At 59.6% G+C, this 17,535-nt stretch carries 21 protein-coding genes and 1 pseudogene; 9 read left to right on the plus strand and 13 right to left on the minus strand.

Annotated elements, in window-relative coordinates:
* Positions 1-178: transposase (locus tag EKA13_RS01625; RefSeq protein ID WP_141685661.1), on the plus strand; the 178-nt coding region annotated here is incomplete at its 5' end.
* A 412-nt stretch (positions 179-590) separates the two neighbouring features.
* On the opposite strand, the gene EKA13_RS01630 is transcribed toward EKA13_RS01625, so the two are convergent.
* Complete coding sequence (locus EKA13_RS01630) at positions 591-803, minus strand: hypothetical protein (protein WP_065757889.1); 213 nt, start codon at positions 801-803, stop codon at positions 591-593.
* A gap of 309 nt (positions 804-1,112) precedes the next feature.
* Here EKA13_RS01630 and EKA13_RS01635 point away from each other — a divergent pair, with 309 nt between their 5' ends.
* Positions 1,113-1,430, plus strand: a complete 318-nt coding sequence (locus EKA13_RS01635; protein WP_065757797.1) for a DUF2513 domain-containing protein — start codon at positions 1,113-1,115, stop codon at positions 1,428-1,430.
* 156 nt (positions 1,431-1,586) lie between these two features.
* On the opposite strand, the gene EKA13_RS01640 is transcribed toward EKA13_RS01635, so the two are convergent.
* On the minus strand, positions 1,587-2,426 hold the full coding sequence (locus EKA13_RS01640; RefSeq protein WP_065757798.1) for an isocitrate lyase/PEP mutase family protein: 840 nt from the start codon (positions 2,424-2,426) through the stop codon (positions 1,587-1,589).
* A gap of 114 nt (positions 2,427-2,540) precedes the next feature.
* Positions 2,541-2,888, minus strand: coding sequence for a hypothetical protein (locus tag EKA13_RS01645; protein ID WP_065757799.1), 348 nt, complete (start codon positions 2,886-2,888; stop codon positions 2,541-2,543).
* Positions 2,889-3,145: 257 nt separating this feature from the next.
* Here EKA13_RS01645 and EKA13_RS01650 point away from each other — a divergent pair, with 257 nt between their 5' ends.
* Positions 3,146-3,346, plus strand: a complete 201-nt coding sequence (locus EKA13_RS01650; RefSeq protein WP_065757800.1) for a hypothetical protein — start codon at positions 3,146-3,148, stop codon at positions 3,344-3,346.
* 134 nt (positions 3,347-3,480) lie between these two features.
* Here the strand turns inward: EKA13_RS01650 and EKA13_RS01655 are convergent, their stop codons facing one another.
* Positions 3,481-4,272: a PhzF family phenazine biosynthesis protein gene (locus tag EKA13_RS01655; RefSeq protein WP_065757801.1), complete on the minus strand. Its 792-nt coding sequence runs from the start codon at positions 4,270-4,272 to the stop codon at positions 3,481-3,483.
* 187 nt (positions 4,273-4,459) lie between these two features.
* Between EKA13_RS01655 and EKA13_RS01660 the strand changes: the two genes are divergently transcribed.
* From EKA13_RS01660 to EKA13_RS01685, 6 genes and pseudogenes are all read left to right on the plus strand, one after another.
* A complete protein-coding gene (locus EKA13_RS01660; RefSeq protein ID WP_065757802.1) occupies positions 4,460-4,924 on the plus strand; it encodes a DUF3429 domain-containing protein in 465 nt (154 codons plus the stop codon).
* The gene (locus EKA13_RS01665) at positions 4,921-6,240 is read left to right on the plus strand and encodes an ABC1 kinase family protein (RefSeq protein WP_065757803.1); all 1,320 of its coding nucleotides are present in this window, start codon (positions 4,921-4,923) and stop codon (positions 6,238-6,240) included. Before EKA13_RS01660 ends, EKA13_RS01665 begins: the two co-directional genes overlap by 4 nt.
* A 225-nt stretch (positions 6,241-6,465) precedes the next feature.
* The gene (locus tag EKA13_RS01670) at positions 6,466-7,092 is read left to right on the plus strand and encodes a LysE family translocator (RefSeq protein WP_065757804.1); all 627 of its coding nucleotides are present in this window, start codon (positions 6,466-6,468) and stop codon (positions 7,090-7,092) included.
* A 101-nt stretch (positions 7,093-7,193) separates the two neighbouring features.
* A complete protein-coding gene (locus tag EKA13_RS01675; protein WP_065757805.1) occupies positions 7,194-7,664 on the plus strand; it encodes an anti-virulence regulator CigR family protein in 471 nt (156 codons plus the stop codon).
* 142 nt (positions 7,665-7,806) lie between these two features.
* A pseudogene (locus tag EKA13_RS28735) lies at positions 7,807-7,923 on the plus strand (hypothetical protein); the annotation flags it as partial.
* Positions 7,924-8,476: 553 nt separating this feature from the next.
* A complete protein-coding gene (locus EKA13_RS01685; RefSeq protein ID WP_065757807.1) occupies positions 8,477-8,683 on the plus strand; it encodes a hypothetical protein in 207 nt (68 codons plus the stop codon).
* Between the two features lie 229 nt (positions 8,684-8,912).
* Here EKA13_RS01685 and EKA13_RS01690 read toward each other — a convergent pair whose 3' ends face one another.
* The 9 genes from EKA13_RS01690 to EKA13_RS01730 all read right to left on the minus strand — a co-directional run bounded on the left by EKA13_RS01690 (position 8,913) and on the right by EKA13_RS01730 (position 17,521).
* Positions 8,913-9,473: a UPF0149 family protein gene (locus tag EKA13_RS01690; protein WP_065757808.1), complete on the minus strand. Its 561-nt coding sequence runs from the start codon at positions 9,471-9,473 to the stop codon at positions 8,913-8,915.
* A gap of 181 nt (positions 9,474-9,654) precedes the next feature.
* A complete protein-coding gene (locus EKA13_RS01695) occupies positions 9,655-10,983 on the minus strand; it encodes an alginate export family protein (protein WP_065757809.1) in 1,329 nt (442 codons plus the stop codon).
* A gap of 214 nt (positions 10,984-11,197) precedes the next feature.
* Complete coding sequence (locus EKA13_RS01700; protein WP_065757810.1) at positions 11,198-11,977, minus strand: SDR family oxidoreductase; 780 nt, start codon at positions 11,975-11,977, stop codon at positions 11,198-11,200.
* On the minus strand, positions 11,977-12,765 hold the full coding sequence (locus tag EKA13_RS01705; RefSeq protein ID WP_065757811.1) for an SDR family NAD(P)-dependent oxidoreductase: 789 nt from the start codon (positions 12,763-12,765) through the stop codon (positions 11,977-11,979). The genes EKA13_RS01700 and EKA13_RS01705 overlap by 1 nt, the downstream gene beginning before the upstream one ends.
* Positions 12,758-13,582 carry a molybdenum cofactor biosynthesis F family protein gene (locus tag EKA13_RS01710; RefSeq protein WP_065757812.1) on the minus strand — a complete coding sequence of 275 codons (825 nt, stop codon included), beginning with the start codon at positions 13,580-13,582 and terminating at the stop codon, positions 12,758-12,760. Before EKA13_RS01710 ends, EKA13_RS01705 begins: the two co-directional genes overlap by 8 nt.
* A gap of 60 nt (positions 13,583-13,642) precedes the next feature.
* Positions 13,643-14,335 carry a helix-turn-helix transcriptional regulator gene (locus EKA13_RS01715; protein WP_065757813.1) on the minus strand — a complete coding sequence of 231 codons (693 nt, stop codon included), beginning with the start codon at positions 14,333-14,335 and terminating at the stop codon, positions 13,643-13,645.
* A 27-nt stretch (positions 14,336-14,362) separates the two neighbouring features.
* Complete coding sequence (locus EKA13_RS01720) at positions 14,363-15,661, minus strand: NAD(P)/FAD-dependent oxidoreductase (protein ID WP_065757814.1); 1,299 nt, start codon at positions 15,659-15,661, stop codon at positions 14,363-14,365.
* 110 nt (positions 15,662-15,771) lie between these two features.
* Positions 15,772-16,212, minus strand: coding sequence for a GlcG/HbpS family heme-binding protein (locus tag EKA13_RS01725; RefSeq protein WP_065757815.1), 441 nt, complete (start codon positions 16,210-16,212; stop codon positions 15,772-15,774).
* Between the two features lie 49 nt (positions 16,213-16,261).
* Complete coding sequence (locus EKA13_RS01730; RefSeq protein ID WP_065757816.1) at positions 16,262-17,521, minus strand: MFS transporter; 1,260 nt, start codon at positions 17,519-17,521, stop codon at positions 16,262-16,264.
* Between the last annotated feature and the right edge of the window lie 14 nt (positions 17,522-17,535).

Genomic DNA, 17,535 nt, shown 5'->3' on the forward strand with positions numbered 1-17,535 from the left:
CGCTGAGAGCATCCTTGCCTACTTCGACCGGCCAGGAACCAGCAACGGTCCAACAGAAGCTATCAACGGGCGACTTGAGCACTTACGAGGTACCGCCTTGGGCTTTAGAAATTTAACCAATTACATAGCCAGGTGCTTGCTGAAGTCAGGAGGGTTTAGAAATCAGCTACACCCTTAAATGCGAAGAGCCGTAAGTCCTCCTGCGGGGCTTTTTCGTTGTGGGCTGGAAAACCGATAGTCCCAAAACTTTTAGAAGGCAGTCCCAAACTTTCTCATTTTGAGGGCTTTCTGTACTGGGCAACCATGGCAGGGGTGATGGCGTCGATTGAGGCGATAGAGAAGGGCGGGGATTGGATCGTCCGGCATGGTGTTTCCTCCGTTTCGAAGCAAACGTAGCAGGCACAAAAAAGCCCGGCGCTTGGCCAGGCTCTCTGTAGACGGGGCCAAATCCCTTTGGCTGACCCCATTGTGTTTTGACGGTGTTACGAGCGGATGACAGGGCAGTGAAAAGCCCGTGAAGACGGGTTTACATCGTTTGGTAGTTGCCCGTTGCTGGGGCGTCTGTGGAAACCGGTTTAACGCTTATTTCCTTAGTGCAGCGTCACAGCCCTGCGGCTTTCGCCAATCCTGATCCGATCCAGCGCCCGGTTTAACGCATCCAAGGCATCGAGGAGGGCTTTCGCCTCGGCCTCGCGGCCATCGCCCCAAAGGCGTTCAGCCATTTTGTTCAGGGCCTGAATGGATTTTTCAATGTCAGCAGCGGTTGCTGTGGCGGTGTCTGTTGGCGGCTTCTTTTTCGGCATTTTTAGAGACTCTGCAGCGCCCACAACGATGCCGACCGTCCGGCAATTCTCGTCAAGCGGCTCAATCGGGCATCCAGGGGGCAGCGGCTTCAAGAAAAATCTCCCCTCACATCCTGAAGTATGTCTGGAGAGTCGTGCGTAACCTCGCCATCCCTCATGGCGACAGAGCCGGCCTTTAGCTTGCTGCTACAGAGGGCCGCTTGAGGGCCTATTGCGTTCCCGCTCGGCGGGGAGCATGAAAAACCCGACCACCGCGTCGGCATTTTGTATGTGTTTTCCATCCCTCTGACTATTCTCAACTGACCTGAGATGGCAGAAGAGAACGTGAATATGAAGCGGAATTGGAACTACATCAAGGGCCTTCTTGAGCAAGTTGAACGGGCCAACAGAAAAGGGGTTCTTCAAGAGGATGCCCTGAAGGGAGCGCTAGGCCCGGACATTCATGATCACGCCAAAAAGGAACAAGGGACCCATGCACTCCAGCTCATCATCAAGGAAGCGTTTGTGGAGTACACCTTGGATGCTGCAGGCGTTGAGACGTTGATCTCTCTCACATGGAAAGGCCATGACCTGCTTGACGACATGAGAGCGAACGTTGCCAAGTACGAGTTCAAGTCATTTGGTTAATTCTTATCTTTCTAAGCTCCGTCATCGAACGGGGCTTTTTTGTGCCAAGGAAACACGATTCACTGCAGCCAGGGCAACCTGCGGGGAGGCCTGGGCACTGGTAGCCTGCACACCTGCATAGAGTCGTTCTCTGCCTAGCCTGATTACAACGCAAACCTAGTCAGATTTCCTGGCGGGGGCCATGAGCGAATTGGCCTCTTGGAAGCTGATGGCGTTACTGGCGAAGTTGAACGTCCCCATGGTTTTTACCTCCAGCGCCGCGCGGATAAACTCACCCAGTGCGGCCCGGGCCAATGAACTACCGAGGCTGATTCTTCGGACGCCAACCGCTGTAAGCTCATCCACGGTGAACGTAGAGCCTGCCAAGCCCATCACCACGTTGACTGGTTTTTGTAACGCCTCGCACACCCGCTGGATAGCATTCAAATCGGGCAGGCCGGGGGCGAAGAGGACATCGGCTCCAGCCTGCTCAAATGCAATGAGTCGGCGAATGGTGTCGTCCAGATCATGTACGCCAGCACTGAAGTTTTCAGCACGCGCCACAAATACAAAAGGCAGTGACAGGCTGCGTGCAGCCTCAACACCCGCAATAACTCTCTCCAGCGCATGGTTGAATGCGTAGATTGGCGCTTGCGGGTTACCCGTGGCGTCTTCGATTGAACCGCCAACGAGACCAATTGCAGCAGCCATGCGGATAGTTTCGGAAACCTCCTCAGGTGAGTCTCCAAATCCGTTTTCAAGGTCGGCACTGACAGGTAAATGGGTTGCCTCGACGATGCTTTGAGCATTGGCAAGTATCTCCTCGCGCGACACCGCGCCTTCCGCATCCCGACGGCCCAGGCTAAATGCCAGACCAGCACTGGTCGTTGCCAATGCCTCAAACCCCATGGACGTCAGAATTTTTGCGCTGCCAGCGTCCCACGGGTTTGGCAGAACAAGGGGTTGTCTGCGCGAATGAAGCGCTTGAAACGCCAAAGCTTTATCCAGGCTATTCATGTAGGTTCCAGTCGTTGGTTTGAGCAACAGCCAGGTAGCCATAGTCGAATCGCTGATGTCGGCGGTGTGCTTCGCTCAGCCAGGCGTAAGCAGCCTGGCTGAGCAGAGCGTCAATCAGGTGCAGTTGCGCAGAGCCTGATAGTCGAAGTCTTTCATCTTCGCCCAACCAAACACTTTACCTGCATCGCGCTCCGGGTCAGCGGCGTCGTAATCAGGAACAGTCAGTAGCTGCACAAAGCCATTTGCTTCCGCGCCAATGGTGAATGCGCTGAACGTCTTCAGGACAGAATTGCCAGCCTGAGCATTGGGTTCGCTGAAAATTACAACGTTTTGCTTGAACTTCAGACTTCCATCTTTGGCAACGGTCGTTTTAGGGTAGACGCACTGGCCAACATTGCTGGATGCAGAGGCCATGGCGGGTCCAAAGGCAGCCAGTGCCGCAACCAGAATAAGCTTTTTCATTCTCGATCCTTGACGCTTTAACGTGGAGTCGCCAAGGCTATCACAGTGATGTCTATTTGATATCTCTTCGGTTCCAACACTCGACGTGAACTCCCCAGTGGCATGCGGCCTGTAGGGCTGCTCGCCAGTTCTGATCGCTTCTCGTTGAGTATTTTCACCGCATCCGAAACAGTCCTAAGCCGTTCACCCGGGTGGCTATTTGAGGTTGGATGGGGTATTACGGGTAACCGGCATTGGGCCGGGCCAAGGAGGTTGTTGTGAGCCTGAATCAAGCGCAAGTCGATGCGGTAGAACACCTTCTGATGGCTTTCCTGAAACACTCCGAGAATGCCCAGATTGTTGCGAAGGTGTACGAGGACGCGTATGCGTCCATCATGGGGAGCGATGGGCCGGCAGGCACAGCGGAAAAGATGGCCTCCCTTGAGCACTTGAATAACCTTCGGTTGCAGGCCAAGTAGTCAGCGTTTCCGGCGGGCTTTCAGAGCCTCGCGCTTGCGTAAATGCCCACGCTTGCGCGCCACAGTTGGTGATGCTGTTATGTGTGGCGCGCAACGGCAGCTTTTCGCTAATGGCGGCTCCATTTCCGGCCGCTTTACACGCTAATGACCCCCTCTAGATATTGCACCGCGTGCCCTGATACAAACACCCGGCCTGCCTCAACGCGGCAGTCCAGCACACCGCGTCGGCGTGAGGCCTGCATCGCTAACAATCGCGATTTCTTCAAACGCTCTGCCCAAAAGGGTGCCAACCCCGCATGAATGGAGCCGGTGACCGGATCTTCGTCACCGCCGTTGGCTGGCCAGAAGTAGCGCGAGACAAAGTCGTACTGCTTACCTGGTGCCGTCACGACCACATCACGTGGGCCCAATTCGATCAATTTGTCGAGCTGTGGCACCACGCTCTCGACCTGCTGTTGATTGGCATAGATGGCAAAGTAGGCTTGTCGGTTGACCCAATATTCGCTGGGCGTGATCGAAAGACCTTCCACCAATTGGGCAGGCACATCAACAAGCGGCTGAGGTGCGAGCTCAGGAAAATTCAACTCGATCTCACCGCTGGGTAACTGCGTCACCGGGATCTCTCCAACCGCCTTGGCCCAGAACGTGATGCATTTGGAGACACCCGGTTGGTTGAACAGCACAAAAGCGCTGGCCAAGGTTGCGTGGCCGCAGAAGTTGATCTCGGTGAGTGGTGAGAACCAGCGAATCTCATACTGCCCGTGCGCGTTACGGACAAAGAACGCTGTTTCCGGTAGCGAGTTTTCAATCGCAATTGACTGCATCATCTCTACGGGAAGCCAAGACTCAAGGGGGACTACGGCTGCAGGACTGCCGGAGAAGACTTCTGAGGTAAACGCGTCGACTTGGTAGAGTTTAAGGCGCATGAGGAATCCATTCGAAACAGGGGGGAACGGTACGTTAGCAAGAGGGTTCCGTGTCCAGTAGTGACAGACCTGTGTTTTTTGGAGGATACAGCCGCTCATTTGGATACGGGTTGAGCGCATACGCTGAAGTCACGTCGGGGCTTTTGGGCCTACAGTCTTAAATGTCTGCGATTGATAAGGAGTTCAAATGAACCTGTTGTCTTCGACCTTGCCGCCACGGCACGTTGCTCTGCTGGGTTATGGCGGCTTGCTGCCGTTTATTGCACTGGCGCTGCTGCTTCCGTTTTCTCTTGAATATCGGCCGTTGTGGTCGGTGGCGCTGGTCACCTACGGCGCGGTCATCCTGAGCTTCGTTGGCGCCTTGCACTGGGGCTTCGCCATGACCGTGCAAGACCTGAGCGCCGAGCAGCGCCGCGACCGGTTCATCTGGAGCGTCATCCCGGCCCTTGTCGCGTGGGCTGCCACGTTACTGCCGGTGTTCTGGGGGTGTTTGCTGTTGATCGTCGGGTTTGTTGCCCACTATTGGCAGGACCGGCAGCTGTTTCGGGTTATTAGCCTGCCTGACTGGTACCTGCCGATGCGATTGCGCTTGACCAGCGTGGCGAGCCTCTGCCTGCTGCTTGGCGCGGTCGTTATGGCGACCCACTCATGAAGCCGCGAGAGCCCGGTTCGTCGTCTGTGCCGGGCAGTCGTTTGTCGCGGCTGATACGTTTTGGCAGCTTGGCCTCGGGCGTTGCGAGCGGCATGCTGGCCGAAGGCGCTCGGCAGTTGGCACAAGGCAAACGTCCGGCGCTCAGTGACCTGCTGTTGACGCCTGGCAATGTACAACGCGTGGAAAATCAGCTGTCGCAACTGCGTGGCGCCGCCATGAAAGTCGGGCAGTTGTTGTCGATGGACGCAGGCGATTTGTTGCCGCGCGAGCTCAGCGACATCCTTTCCCGTCTGCGCTCGGACGCGCATCCGATGCCCATGAGCCAGCTGGTGGCAGTTCTCAACGAAAGCTGGGGCAAGGGCTGGGAAGGGCGCTTCGAACGGTTTTCCTTTACCCCATTGGCGGCGGCGTCCATCGGCCAGGTTCATGCGGCGCAAGGCAAAGACGGCCAACGCCTGGCGATCAAGGTGCAATACCCAGGCGTGCGCGAGAGCATTTCCAGCGATGTGGACAACGTCGCTACCTTGCTGAGCATCTCTGGGCTGCTGCCTAAAGGCATGGACGTTGCGCCGCTGCTCGAAGAGGCCAAGCGTCAACTGCAGGACGAAGCGGATTACCTCAAAGAGGCCGAGCACTTACGGCACTTTCATCAACTGTTGGCCGACAGTCCTGACTTTCTGGTTCCTCGTGTGTACACCGAGTTCAGCTCGCCAACCATTCTGGTGATGTCTTTCGTCGATGGGGTCGCGATGGAGTCATTGGAGCACGCGCCTCAGGCAGAGCGCGACCGGATTATCGCGTTGCTGTTCGGCCTGCTTATGCGCGAGGTGTTCGAGTTCCAGTGCGTGCAGACCGACCCCAATTTTGCCAATTACCGCTATCAGCGGGACACCGGCCGGATGGTGTTGCTCGATTTCGGCGCCACGCGCCGTTATGCCCGCAACAGCACCGAGGCCTTTCGTCGCTTGCTGATTGCAGGCCTGCGTGAAGACCGCGCCGCCATCAGCGACGCCGCGCTGGCCGTCGGCTACTTTCAGCCTGAAACCCTGCCCAGACATCGGGCGTTGCTGACCGACCTGATCGCCCAGGCCTGCGAGCCGCTGCGGCATCAAGGCGCCTATGACTTTGCGGCCTCTGACCTCGCCGTACGCCTGCGCGATGCCGGGTGGAAACTGGGCGCCGACCGCGACTTCTGGGGCACTCCGCCGGTGGATGTACTGTTTCTGCATCGCAAGATGGGAGGCTTGTACCTGTTGGCCGCGAAGCTGAAGGCGCGGGTGGATGTGCGGAGCCTGTTTGAGCCTTACTTGATTTGAACGTTTTGCGTGCAAACAGCTGGCAGGCAATGCTGCTCACTTAAGGACAACGCTGCTATTCCTCGCCTGGGCCGCAAGGCTTTTCTAGCTCCAATACGCGAATACCCTACGCCAACCGCCGGCCCGGCTTGAGTCGGACTCAGTGTTGCCTGTGCTGTCCGATAAGGACTACAGTCGCTCGGTACTGTAGGCGGGATGCCTCTATTTCGTTCAAGGATGATTACCATGTTTCCACTCGATATCTGGCTTGCCTATACCGCTGCCTGCTTGCTACTGGTGCTATCTCCCGGCCCGGATAATCTGCTGGCTATTGGTCGCGGGCTCAGTCAGGGGCGTGTTGCCGCTATCGTCTCCGGTTTGGCTTCCGGCAGTGGGATTCTATTCCACGTGACTGCAGCTTCGTTGGGCCTGACCCTGCTTATGCAGACCTCTGTGGCGGCGTTCTGGGTTATCAAGCTCATCGGTGCGGGTTACTTGCTTTGGCTCGGCATCAAAGTACTGCGCTCCCGCAGCCTGATCAGTTTTCGACCGGCTGCCCGGCAATCGCTAACGAGTATTTTCCTCACAGGTTTTCTCTCTGCTGCACTCAACCCCAAACCTGGTTTGTTCGTGCTGGCATTCATCCCGCAGTTCGTCGATCCGCACCGGGGCTCAGTGACCATACAGATGTTGGTGTACGGCATATGGTTCGCTGCGCTCACCGCGGTGGGATTTGCGCTCATGGGTGTGTTTGCCACAGCGCTATCGCAGTGCCTGCGTCAGCGACCGCGACTCGTCAATGGGCTGAACGTGGGGGCGGGGCTGACCTTTGTCGCGTCGGGTATGTCGATTGCTGCGCTCTCTCAGAAGTAGCAGTCGATGCGCCGCCGTACGTGATGAGCGAGTGTTTATGGAACCAAAAGCCTCTGGAGCGTCTACATTCCAGAGGATCATCACTTTCTGAGAGTACGGATATGTTCAGATCTCGCGCGTTGATTGCAGCGGTTACCTGTTTGACGCTGGTTTTCGGTTCTGCCACGGCTGTGGCTGATCCTGGTAATGGCAAAGGGCAAGGTGGGGGCAAGGGAAACCCGCACAATAGCCAGGACTACGGCAACCAGGGCGGTCATGGCAACAACGGAAAAAACTCAGGAGGCAGTGACTGGCATAATGGCCCCAGCATCAACCGGGCAAGTGTACTGGGCATCGTTGGTGGCTATCGAGATTACTGGAGCCCAGGGCCAGCCTTGCCACCCGGCATACAAAAGAACCTGGCCCGCGGTAAGCCGCTTCCGCCGGGAATCGCTAAAAAGCTCGATGGTCGGCTGATTGGCAGGTTGCCTCACTATGATGGGTACGAGTGGCAACAGGTGGGTGCTGACCTGATCCTGGTTACGCTGGCAACCGGGCTCATTTATGAGGTCATCAACGGTGCTTTCGATTGACGATTGAGTGATCACCGTCACAAAGCACAGCCGTCCGTCGTGAGGGCGTGAACTGTTGAGTGGTTGGCGCGTCATAGGACGTGCAATATCAACCTTCACGGAAGCCATCATGCGTTTAAAAAACAAGAGTCTCGTTGCTGTAATGTCGTGCGTCATGGCGCTTGCAGCTGCCCCATTGCTCCCTGCTGGCCTGTCCATCATGGGCTCCGCTTATGCGAAGGATGGTGGTGGTCACGGTGGCGGTAATGGTGGTGGTCATGGCGGCGGCAATGGCAATGGTGGTGGCCACAGTGGTTCAGGCCACGCCGGCAACGCTGACAGTAACGGTCGTGGTAAAGGGCTGGACGCTGATCATGCTGGCAAGGCTGTTCGCGACCATGGCACAAGCGGCAACCACTTCGGCAGTGATCGCAATAGTGATCGCGGCCATGGCACCACGACGTCTGGCATTGCCCATTCCAAAGATACGCGCGGTGTCACTAAAGCCACTGCAATTTCGACGTCTACCCCAGGCGACCACAATTCGAAGGGGTTGAGCAAAGCAGGGACGTCGGGATCGAAAAAATCGCATTGAAATTGATGGAAGGTCTTCAGGACTGATGCGCTGACCTGAACGTCTGGCTGAGCATTGCAGTTTGCTGCTTGAGTTCCTGGCTTCAAAAGCCCCGCAGATCAACGTCTGCGGGGCTTTTTCGTAGAGGGACGGGAGGCGGTTGTTTCTGGTTCTTGGCAATTGGCCACTATTTGAGTGCCTGCCGAGTTCTGATGCTGATAAAGTGGGCGCCACAATCACTTTGGGAAGGAGATCCCGCATGAAGTCTGCTTTAGCATTGGTGTTCACAGCCGCTGTCGCTGCATCCGTGACTGGCTGTGTGGTACAGAGCACCTATAGCAAATCTGTAGCCGTTACCAAGGATGCAACTGGCCGTGTGGTCCAGACCGTAGAGACTGAAACGGTTGTTCAGCCAGGCCAAGGCTATCCGATTCGCCTGGAAAAAATTGCTGGTGTTCAGCCTTAACAGTGGGGCTGGCGACAGAGTGTTTGAACACTCGGCTTGTGCCTGACGCTGTCCATGTAAAGAAATAGCGCCGTTTGTCTTTATAAAGGAAACGGCGTTTTTTGGGGCGCGTGATGTGGTTGATCGAGTGAGTTCAATCACTCCAAGGGCTGAAGTGACTGCACTATGGTCTTGCGCGGTCCTTTCAGTCGCTTTTCGTGAGTGGGGGTGGCTGCCTTAACCAGGCCAATCACCCCTGGCGCTGAGCAACCCAGTAGTCATGCAGTGCGCGGGCAGCCGGCTCGATGGCCTCTACCTGCAAGCGGTGCCGAACCACATCCAGGTCTGCCGGAAGTTCGAAGTTGTCTTGTTCGGCGCAGGTGCTGATCACCTGGAACAGTGCGGCTTGAGGTGCTGGCAGCTCAGGCCAGTTGCCTACGGCGACCCCGCGCAGGTAACCGAAGCACCATTCTTCAGCGAGCGTGAGTGCCTGGCCCTGGTGTTCGGTCTGTTCAAAGCGTGCCTTGAAGGCTTGCGCGTCGAGGGCCAATTGCGAGGCCAGCGTGTTCATGTGGCGTACGCTCAACTCAATGAACTGCCTGCACTCCTCAGGGCTTTCCCAGTCCGGGTTTTGCCCGCCCCAGATGGCCGGGAACCACTCGGCGATGTCCACCTGCACAGGGCTGGAGACCAGCGCGGTGAAGTAGCCGTCGAGTTCGGAGGGGTTGAGCACCGAGTGATCATCGCCGTACTTCAGCAAGGTGTCTTCGATAAAGGTGAAGTCAGTGGCGTCTAGGGGATGGGTGTGCATGGGGCTGTTCCTCGGTCTACGCGCGTAACGTGAGAGCGTCGCTTGAAAAAGGCATGGAGGATGGCGCTTCTGGCATTTTTTATCCAGCCCGGCTTGTTGGTGCCACGCCGACCTGTAGCGTGCGCAGCCCTCTGGAAGCGACCACCGCTCGATGTGCGCGGTGGTCATGCGAGGTGGGTCGTTAGAACGGAACGGCCACGGTGAGTTGGCTGTAGACGTTGGTGCCGTTGCCGCCCACCTGGTTGCCGCCGTTGGTTTCATCCTTCTTGGGTTGGTACAGGCCAACCAGCGGGCTGATGACCAGGTGCTCGTTGACCGCCCATTCGACGTACAGGTCCAGTTCGCGAGCGTCCAGGTTCAGCGCATTGCTCTTGTGCAGGGTGTTGAAGTCGAAGTACAGCGCGCCGACGGTGACGTTTTCCAGCGGGTTGGCCTTAAGGCCGACGTGGTGCACGCCGGTGTTGCTGTTGAACGGGCCGGAGTAGTTGGCGGCCACTTCACCCTGGAACCAGGTGCCGTAGCCGGTGCTCAGGCCGTTGAACAGCGGGTCCCAGCCTTCGGAATAACGGCTGTAGCGGTAGGTCAACTTCGGTGCCCAGGCGACATCGGCAAAGGTGTAGCCGGCCTCGGCGTACCAGGCTTTTTCGGCGCCAGCGTCCTTGTCCTGCCAGGCGTACTCGAAGGCGAAGCTGGCGTTTTCGATGCCTGCGTTGCCTTCGCCGCGCAGGCTGTAGACATCCATGCCATCACGTTGCTTCTGGAAGTCGCTGGCCCATTGCTCACTGACACCCAGGCCATGAATCCAGGTCAGGCCCAGGGTGCCGACGTCAGCGGTGTAGTCCAGGGTGCCGGCGGCCAGTTCGGTTTCGGCCTGTGCGCGGTTGTCGGATTTGAGCCAGAGCATGCTGCCATGCAGGCCGTCCGTGCCTCCCAGACGCAGTACGGCGGTGCGGTCGAAGGCATGACGGGCGGCAAGGTAGTAAGCGCCGCCACGGTTCAGTGCGCCGTCAGCCGGGCCGTTGCCCAGGTTCGGGCCGTCGTCGTTAAGCAAGAAGCCGCTGCCGATCTTGACCACCTGGCGGCCTGCGGAGATATCGACACCGTCCTTGCCCAGCACCGGGAACAGATCGGCTGAACGCCAGCCCAGGTAGGCGTCTTCAATCTTGGTGGTGCGTTCGGAACCGTCGGTATTGCCTGCCGCGTCGCCGTCACCCCAGGTGCCCGAACTGACCCAGTTGAGTGCGCCATAGGCCGTACCGTTGCCGCCCAGCCCTTGATCGCCGCTGACGCCGTACTTGATGAAACCTTCCTGCCAGGTGGAGCCACCCGTTGTGCCATCGTAGTTCTTGCGGCTGTTGAACAGGCCATAGACCGCGAGAAAGTCTGCGTTCAGGTGTGTGTCGTCGTCGGCATACAGTGCGTAAGCCATGGCGGTCTGGCTGGTGGCGAGTGTGGCGACGCTCAGGCCGATGGCCTGTACCCACGGCAACAGGTGAATTTTTTTACCCATGAAACTCTCCCTCGTTTTTTCTTCGTAGCACGGACGGCTGCGTTTTTTGATTGAAGGACTACCTTGTTCAGACAAGATCGTCGTCGCGTGCTGGCTGGCGACGGGCTATTAGCGCGTTGTTGTGGGGGGCAAGTCTTGTTCGTGGCTGCCAGTGCCCTTGATCCCGGCGGCCAGTGTCGGCAGTTGCTCGGCTGCCGCCACGGTCGCGCGTTGCTCAAGGTTGTTGCGGGGCGGTGGCCTGGGTTTCAGGTAGCGTTGCACCGCCGTCGACAATGAGGGTTTGCCCGGTGATGTAGGCAGCCCGCTCCGAGGCCAGGAACAGCATGGCGTTGGCGATGTCCTGCGGTTCGCCCAGGCGAACCAGGGGAACACCCTGAGCAATGCGCGCATTGAGTGCTTCATCGCCCAGGTTGGCCATTGCAGGTGTACGCACCATGCCCGGTTCGACTCCGTTGACCCGCACGTTGCAGGCGGCCAGCTCCAATGCCGCGCTGCGGATGAAACCGTTGACCCCGGCCTTGGACGCGGCGTAGTGGCTCAGCCCCGGAAAGGCGACCCGGGGACCGGTGACCGATGAGGTCACAAGGACAGTGCCGGCGCCCTGGCGCTGGAACAGTGGCAGGGCGCCCTGGGTCAGCCAGAACAGCGCCGAGAGGTTCACCGCCAGTGTGCGCTGGAGGACCTCGGGGGTGATCTGGGTGAACGGTGTCAGGGGAAAGTAGCCTGCGTTATGCACCAGCACATCCAGCCGCTCAAGGCGTGCGAGCAGGTTGAAGATTGCCCCGGGGTCCGCTAGGTCGATGCCAATGGCTTCGGCCGTTCGACCTTCGGCCTGCAATGAAGCCACCAAGGCATGCGCCTGAGCCAGGTTGAGATCAGCGATCAACACCTTGGCACCACTGGCGGCGAAGCCCTCGACGATGCTGCGGCCTATGCCTTGTGCGCCGCCGGTGACCAGGACGGTCTGCCCGCTGAAGTCGAAGTGTGTACTCATCAGGCACCCTCCAGGTGGGTGTAGGCCAGGGTCGGCACATCGACGATGCTTGAGCCGCCGTCCGCGGCAATGACTGCCCCGGTGATGATCGAGGCCTGGTCGCTGATCAGAAATTGGCAAAGCGTGGCGATTTCGTCGGCACTGGCCGGGCGCCGCAGTGGCACATCGGCGGTAACCCGACGGTAGGCCGCCTCCAGATCTTCGTGGTAGTGCTGCATCAATGGCTGCATTTCCTCATCGGCCATGGGCGTGCGCACCCAGCCTGGGCAGACGCAATTGACCCGCACGCCCAGAGGGCCGTAGTCGCGCGCCAGCGACCGGTTGAGGCCGATCAGCGCGTGCTTGCTGGTGGTATAGCCGCACACCTTCGGGCCCGCAGCGAGAGCGGCAATCGATCCCATCAGGACGATGCTGCCGCGTCGCTCGATCAGCAACGGCAGGCAGGCGCGGGCACTGTGGAAGGCGCTGTCGAGGTTACTGCGCAGCGCTGTATGCCAGCCGTCGTCTGAGGTGCCCAGCGCCGCACCAAGGCCATGCCCACCGGCGCAGGCGATCAGTGCGTCGAGGCCACCGAAGCGCTTGCGGATCTGCTCGATGAAACCGGCCCAGGCCTGGCTGCTGGCGGCATCGCCGACCAGCACCAGCGCGCCCGTTGTGGCAGCGACCTGTTCCAGTGCTTCCCGGCGACGACCGACCAGCACCAGGTTGGCGCCCTGGTCGGCCAAGCGTCGCGCGCAGGCTGCACCGATCCCGGTTCCGCCACCGGTAATCAGGATCGTCTTAGTCATGCGCGTGGACCGTGGTGTTGACCAGGTTGCAGTAGGAGGACACCGGGAAGTTCGACAGTTCATCGAAACTGCCGCCGGCATAGCCGAAAATCTTGCCGTCGCTGCGGTGGTTTTTCAGGTCGATCATCACCAGGCCCAGCGTTGGCACGATCTTCTCGCGCCAGACGAACAGGTAGAGCTGATCGGCGATCTTGTAGTAGTGCGCGCGGTCGGTGTCGCACAGGCCTTGTTCGACACCTTTCAGGCACTGCCAGGCGTAGTAGTGTTCGTTCAGGTAGATGTGCTCGTAGACCTCGGTCGGGCTGTAGCGGTAGCAGTTGCGGATACCGACCAGTTCTTGCGTCGGTGCATGCGGGCAACTGCCTTCGCGCCATGGTGTGTCCAGGCTGCCGTGGAAAAATTGTGCGTCCACGCGGGTCAGGCTTTTCCCGGCCAGGGCCAGGTGGTAAAGGCCCTCATGGGTTTCTGGTTCACGCGGCAGACGGCCGATAACGGCGGTAAAGGAGTGTGTCAGGGTGTCCAGTACCAGCGAGATCGACCAGTCCTGGCCGTGCTCGCTCTTGAGGAAATCCACCAGGTAGATCCCCGGGCGTATCGAGGTCGCGCGGTAACTGGCACTGCCGCTGGAGTGGCCATCGGCGGCGGCCCAGTGCAGCTGTTCGGCGTCGAAGCGGTGGACGATTTCCCAGCCATTGGCGAAGAACAGGTTGAATTGCTTGCCGGCCAGTTCGGCGAGCTGCGGCAGGATAAACGCTTCGGGGGCGAAGCCCTCGGCCAGGGCGCCTACAGTGATCCAGTCTGAGTGGGGGGTATTCATGGTGGTTGCTCGTGCGGTGGAAGATGCACGGATGGTGCCTCCCGCTGGCGCACGGCGGTATCAACCAGAGGGTTGAGTTCCAGTGTTTTCCGGGAGGAACAGTGCCCCGACCAACTCGGTGCGGTTTTTCACGCCGACCTTGCGGAACAGGTTGATCAGGTGGGTTTTCACCGTTGGCAGGCCAAGGTCGAGATGGCGCGCCAGTTGTTTGTTGCTCACGCCTTCCTGTAACAGCATGGCTATCTCGCGTTCGCGTGGGGTCAACCGTTGCAGGCGATCATCCCTCGGCGTGTTTGGCAGCTGACGCGCCGCCAGTTGCATCAGGCCGTGCAGCGGTAACAGGCTTTGCAGTTCGTGCGCCTGGAACAGGCCCAGACCGCTGCAGCGCAACAACGACAGGCCGGCGGCCGGGCGGCCATCGACGTGGGCAATTACCTCGACCACGTCCACCACCTGATGCTGGTTGAGAAAACGCTGGTAACGGCGGCCGTTCGCCTCGCTCTGGTAAGCCAGGCCTTGGCGCAGCGACACCACCGGCAAGCCGATGGCCACGCAGTTGCTGGGTTGCAGTGGGTCGAGGTGACGGTAGTGCTCCAGGTAGGTCTGGTGCATGGGCGCTTGCATGCCCAATAGCTGGAAATCACAGGCTTGTAGCTGCGTGTCGATGCGATAGAACGCCCCTAGCGACGTGGGTACCTGCTGGCTGAAGGCGTGCAGGCAGTGTTGGCCGAGTGCTTCGGTGTAGGCAGGCATGGTGCAGTCTTCGTCCGCAGTAGGGGGTTAACGGCGGCCAGACCAGAAGCCTGACAGTTGGTGCCAGCTTTTGCCGGCACTGAGCAGCAGTGGCCGGAAATGATCCTTGCCATACACCTGAATACGTCTGACCGAACTGATCAAGTCGTAGCGCGCCGAGCCTTCGCTCATGCCCTCGGCCAACACCTTGCAAATGATGTGGCTGGGGGTGACGCCAAAGCCCGAGTAGCCCTGCACGAAGAAGGCATTGGCGCGGCCGGGCAGGGTGCCGATCTGCGGGAACAGGTTAGGGCTGCAGGCCATCGGGCCACCCCAGGCCAGGTCGATGTTGACGTCCTTCAGGTACGGGAAAATCTTCAGCATCAGCCTGCGGTTCCACGCTTTCAGGTCAAGCGGGATGTGCTCGATGAACGGTGTGGCTGAACCGAACAGCAGGCGATTTTCATGGGTGATGCGGTAGTAGTCGATGATCGGCCGAATGTCGCTGTAGGCCCCACGGATGGGGCTGATGCGCTGGATCAGTGCGTCCGACAGCGGCTCGGTCATCATCTGGAACGCATAGGTGTTGATCGTGCTCTTGTGCAGTTCGGGTTCCAGCTTGTTGAGAAAGCTGTCGCAGGCCCAGAGCAGTTTGCTTGCCTTGACCGACCCTTTGGCTGTGCGCACGGTGATCCGTTCGCCGTAGGACACCTCCAGTGCCGGGCTGTACTCGAAGATTTTTACGCCATGACTGGCCAGTGCCTGGGCTTCTCCCAGCAACAGGTTCAAGGAATGCACATGGCCGCCACCCATATGCAGCAGGGCGCTGCTGTAGGCGTCCGAGCCGATGATCTGCTTGACCTCGGCGCCGGCCAGGAAGCGGATCTCGTGTTTTGAACCAAGGGATTTGAACGCTGTTTCCCAACTGCGCAGGGTCTTTTCCTGGCGGCGGTTGAAGCCCATGTAGCCATAGCCGTGGCAGAAGTCCGCGTCGATGGCGTACTTGGCGATACGCGCCTTGATGATGTCGGCACCGAGGTCGCTGATCTCGAAGATCGAGCGCAGGCCCGCTTCGCCGACATCCTGCCTGATCTTTTCCAGGTCGTGGCCAATGCCCGCCATGATCTGCCCACCGTTGCGCCCGGTGCCGCCAAAGCCCAGGTAGCGTGCCTCCAACACAACGGTATTGGTGATGCCTTTTTCGGCCAGCTCCAGTGCGGTGTTGATACCGGAAAAGCCACCGCCAATGACCACGACATCCGCTTCCAGGTCGGCTTGCAGATCCGGGAAGTGCAGGTCGTACTTCCTGGTCGCTGTGTAGTAGGTTGGCGTTTCGATGTTGATCATGGCTGCCACCTGGAACAAAGGTTGTGAGGTAAAACAGGATGCACCCTTTGAGGCGACGGTGCGGGCCTTGGCCTTCAAGCGAGCTACAGGCGTAACCGTTGACCTTGAGTCTAGTGGCCGAGCAGCGCGCTGACGCGTTCGACGGCGGCCTCGGCACAATGGCCATCGACGGCTTCGGAGGCACCGGAAACGCCAATGGCGCCGATTACCTGCCCCTCATGCAGGAAGGGCGCGCCACCACCAAACAGGGCCATATTGCGTTGCAGCGGCAAGCCTTGGCGGACGCCCTCGGAGCACTTCTCCAGGCGGGCTTGCCAGCCCTGTGTGGCGATGCCGAAGCCCACGGCCGTCAGTGCTTTGTTCAGGGCAATGTCCTGCGATGGCCGGGGCGCCCTGTCCATGTGCGCGCTGTGAATCGGCAGGCCGCTTGCGTCGACCACGACCAGGCTGATGCGCACCTGTTCTTCTTCGGCTTTTTCCAGGGCCGCTTGCAGCGCCTGCATGGCCAGTCGCAGGGTGATGGTGGGTTGCTGGCGTAGCAGTTCGTTCATGTCGCGACCTTGTCTGTTCAGTGATCGGTTGAAACGGCCGGGTGCGTGCTCAATGCGTTTCGCTGGCCTGTGCCTGTTGCCGGGCGCTTCGGCGTTGCGCCAGCAGTTGCCAGGCGCAGTAAAGCAGGAGCAAGGCGCCGGCGATCTGCATGGCCCATGGGCCGCCAAAGCGTGCCGCGAGCAGGCCGGCGAGCAGGCCACCGATGGCGTCGAAGCCGAAACGGGTCGAGGTGTAGAGCGATACCACCCGGCCACGCAGCACTTCAGGTGCCTGGCTCTGCAGCAGGATGTTTGTGCCGACGTTGTTGATCGTCACGCCGAAGCCCAGCACTGCCATTGCCGTCAACGACAGTGCCAGCTGGGTACTGGCCGCAAACACCAGCAAGGCGACGGCACTGGCGCCGGCGGTGGCGATGATCAAGCGCTGCAGTTGTTCGGCGGACCGGTGAGCGGCGAGCAGCAGGGTCGAAAGCAGCGAGCCGAACCCGGCCGCCCCCCAAAGCCAGCCCAGCGTCCTGGCATCACCGGCGAAGATGTCCCGGGCGAACACCGGCAGCAGCACGGCGTAGCTTGAGGCTGTGATGTTCACGATCAGTACGCCGAGAATCAGACCGCGTACCGATGGCGTCTGCAAGGCGTAGGTCAGGCCTTCGCGGAAGACGCTGCGCATGCTGCCGTTGGCGCGCACACCGGCGCTCATGCGCACGGCCAGCAGGCCGGTGATCAGTGCGCCGTAGGACAGCGCGTTCAGGGCGAAGCACACCGCCTCGCCGGTCATGCCGAGCAGCAGCCCGGCCAGCGGCGGGCCGACGAAGCGCGAGCAGGTAAACAGCGAGGCATTCAAGGCCAGGGCATTTGGCAGGTCGTCGACATCATCGACGAAACGGCTGAGCAGCGATTGGCGCAGCGGTGTGTCCACGGCATTCAGCACGCCCAGGACGAACGACATGAGCACGATCAGGTTCGCGCCAATGTGGCCGCTGTAGGTCAGCAGCGCCAGTAACAGTGCCTGCAGGCCCAGCAGGCTCTGGGTCAGTATCAGCAACCTGCGTTTGTCGTGGCGATCAATCCAGGCCCCGGCAATCGGGCCGACAAACAACTGTGGCAACAGGCTGGCGCAGGTGGTGATGCCCAGCAGCGCTGCGGAATCAGTCAACCGGTAGACCAGCCAGGACAACGCCACCATCTGCACCCAGGTGCCTAGCGTGGAAATCGCATGGCCAACGAAGTACAGGCGAAAGTTACGGTGGCGCAGCGCCCGGATCGAGGAGGGCCAGCGAGACGACGTGGAAGGTTGGGGGTGGTTCACGACAAGGCGCCCGT

It is taken from the genome of Pseudomonas defluvii (assembly GCF_001695625.1).
Lineage (GTDB): Bacteria > Pseudomonadota > Gammaproteobacteria > Pseudomonadales > Pseudomonadaceae > Aquipseudomonas > Aquipseudomonas defluvii.

What these genes read in the sequence shown, in the direction of transcription:
- EKA13_RS01630 (WP_065757889.1), bottom strand. Translation starts at nt 803, where the DNA reads ATGCCGAAAAAGAAGCCGCCAACAGACACCGCCACAGCAACCGCTGCT.
- EKA13_RS01635 (WP_065757797.1), top strand. Translation starts at nt 1,113, where the DNA reads ATGGCAGAAGAGAACGTGAATATGAAGCGGAATTGGAACTACATCAAG.
- EKA13_RS01640 (WP_065757798.1), bottom strand. Translation starts at nt 2,426, where the DNA reads ATGAATAGCCTGGATAAAGCTTTGGCGTTTCAAGCGCTTCATTCGCGC.
- EKA13_RS01645 (WP_065757799.1), bottom strand. Translation starts at nt 2,888, where the DNA reads ATGAAAAAGCTTATTCTGGTTGCGGCACTGGCTGCCTTTGGACCCGCC.
- EKA13_RS01655 (WP_065757801.1), bottom strand. Translation starts at nt 4,272, where the DNA reads ATGCGCCTTAAACTCTACCAAGTCGACGCGTTTACCTCAGAAGTCTTC.
- EKA13_RS01660 (WP_065757802.1), top strand. Translation starts at nt 4,460, where the DNA reads ATGAACCTGTTGTCTTCGACCTTGCCGCCACGGCACGTTGCTCTGCTG.
- EKA13_RS01665 (WP_065757803.1), top strand. Translation starts at nt 4,921, where the DNA reads ATGAAGCCGCGAGAGCCCGGTTCGTCGTCTGTGCCGGGCAGTCGTTTG.
- EKA13_RS01670 (WP_065757804.1), top strand. Translation starts at nt 6,466, where the DNA reads ATGTTTCCACTCGATATCTGGCTTGCCTATACCGCTGCCTGCTTGCTA.
- EKA13_RS01675 (WP_065757805.1), top strand. Translation starts at nt 7,194, where the DNA reads ATGTTCAGATCTCGCGCGTTGATTGCAGCGGTTACCTGTTTGACGCTG.
- EKA13_RS01685 (WP_065757807.1), top strand. Translation starts at nt 8,477, where the DNA reads ATGAAGTCTGCTTTAGCATTGGTGTTCACAGCCGCTGTCGCTGCATCC.
- EKA13_RS01690 (WP_065757808.1), bottom strand. Translation starts at nt 9,473, where the DNA reads ATGCACACCCATCCCCTAGACGCCACTGACTTCACCTTTATCGAAGAC.
- EKA13_RS01695 (WP_065757809.1), bottom strand. Translation starts at nt 10,983, where the DNA reads ATGGGTAAAAAAATTCACCTGTTGCCGTGGGTACAGGCCATCGGCCTG.
- EKA13_RS01700 (WP_065757810.1), bottom strand. Translation starts at nt 11,977, where the DNA reads ATGAGTACACACTTCGACTTCAGCGGGCAGACCGTCCTGGTCACCGGC.
- EKA13_RS01705 (WP_065757811.1), bottom strand. Translation starts at nt 12,765, where the DNA reads ATGACTAAGACGATCCTGATTACCGGTGGCGGAACCGGGATCGGTGCA.
- EKA13_RS01710 (WP_065757812.1), bottom strand. Translation starts at nt 13,582, where the DNA reads ATGAATACCCCCCACTCAGACTGGATCACTGTAGGCGCCCTGGCCGAG.
- EKA13_RS01715 (WP_065757813.1), bottom strand. Translation starts at nt 14,335, where the DNA reads ATGCCTGCCTACACCGAAGCACTCGGCCAACACTGCCTGCACGCCTTC.
- EKA13_RS01720 (WP_065757814.1), bottom strand. Translation starts at nt 15,661, where the DNA reads ATGATCAACATCGAAACGCCAACCTACTACACAGCGACCAGGAAGTAC.
- EKA13_RS01725 (WP_065757815.1), bottom strand. Translation starts at nt 16,212, where the DNA reads ATGAACGAACTGCTACGCCAGCAACCCACCATCACCCTGCGACTGGCC.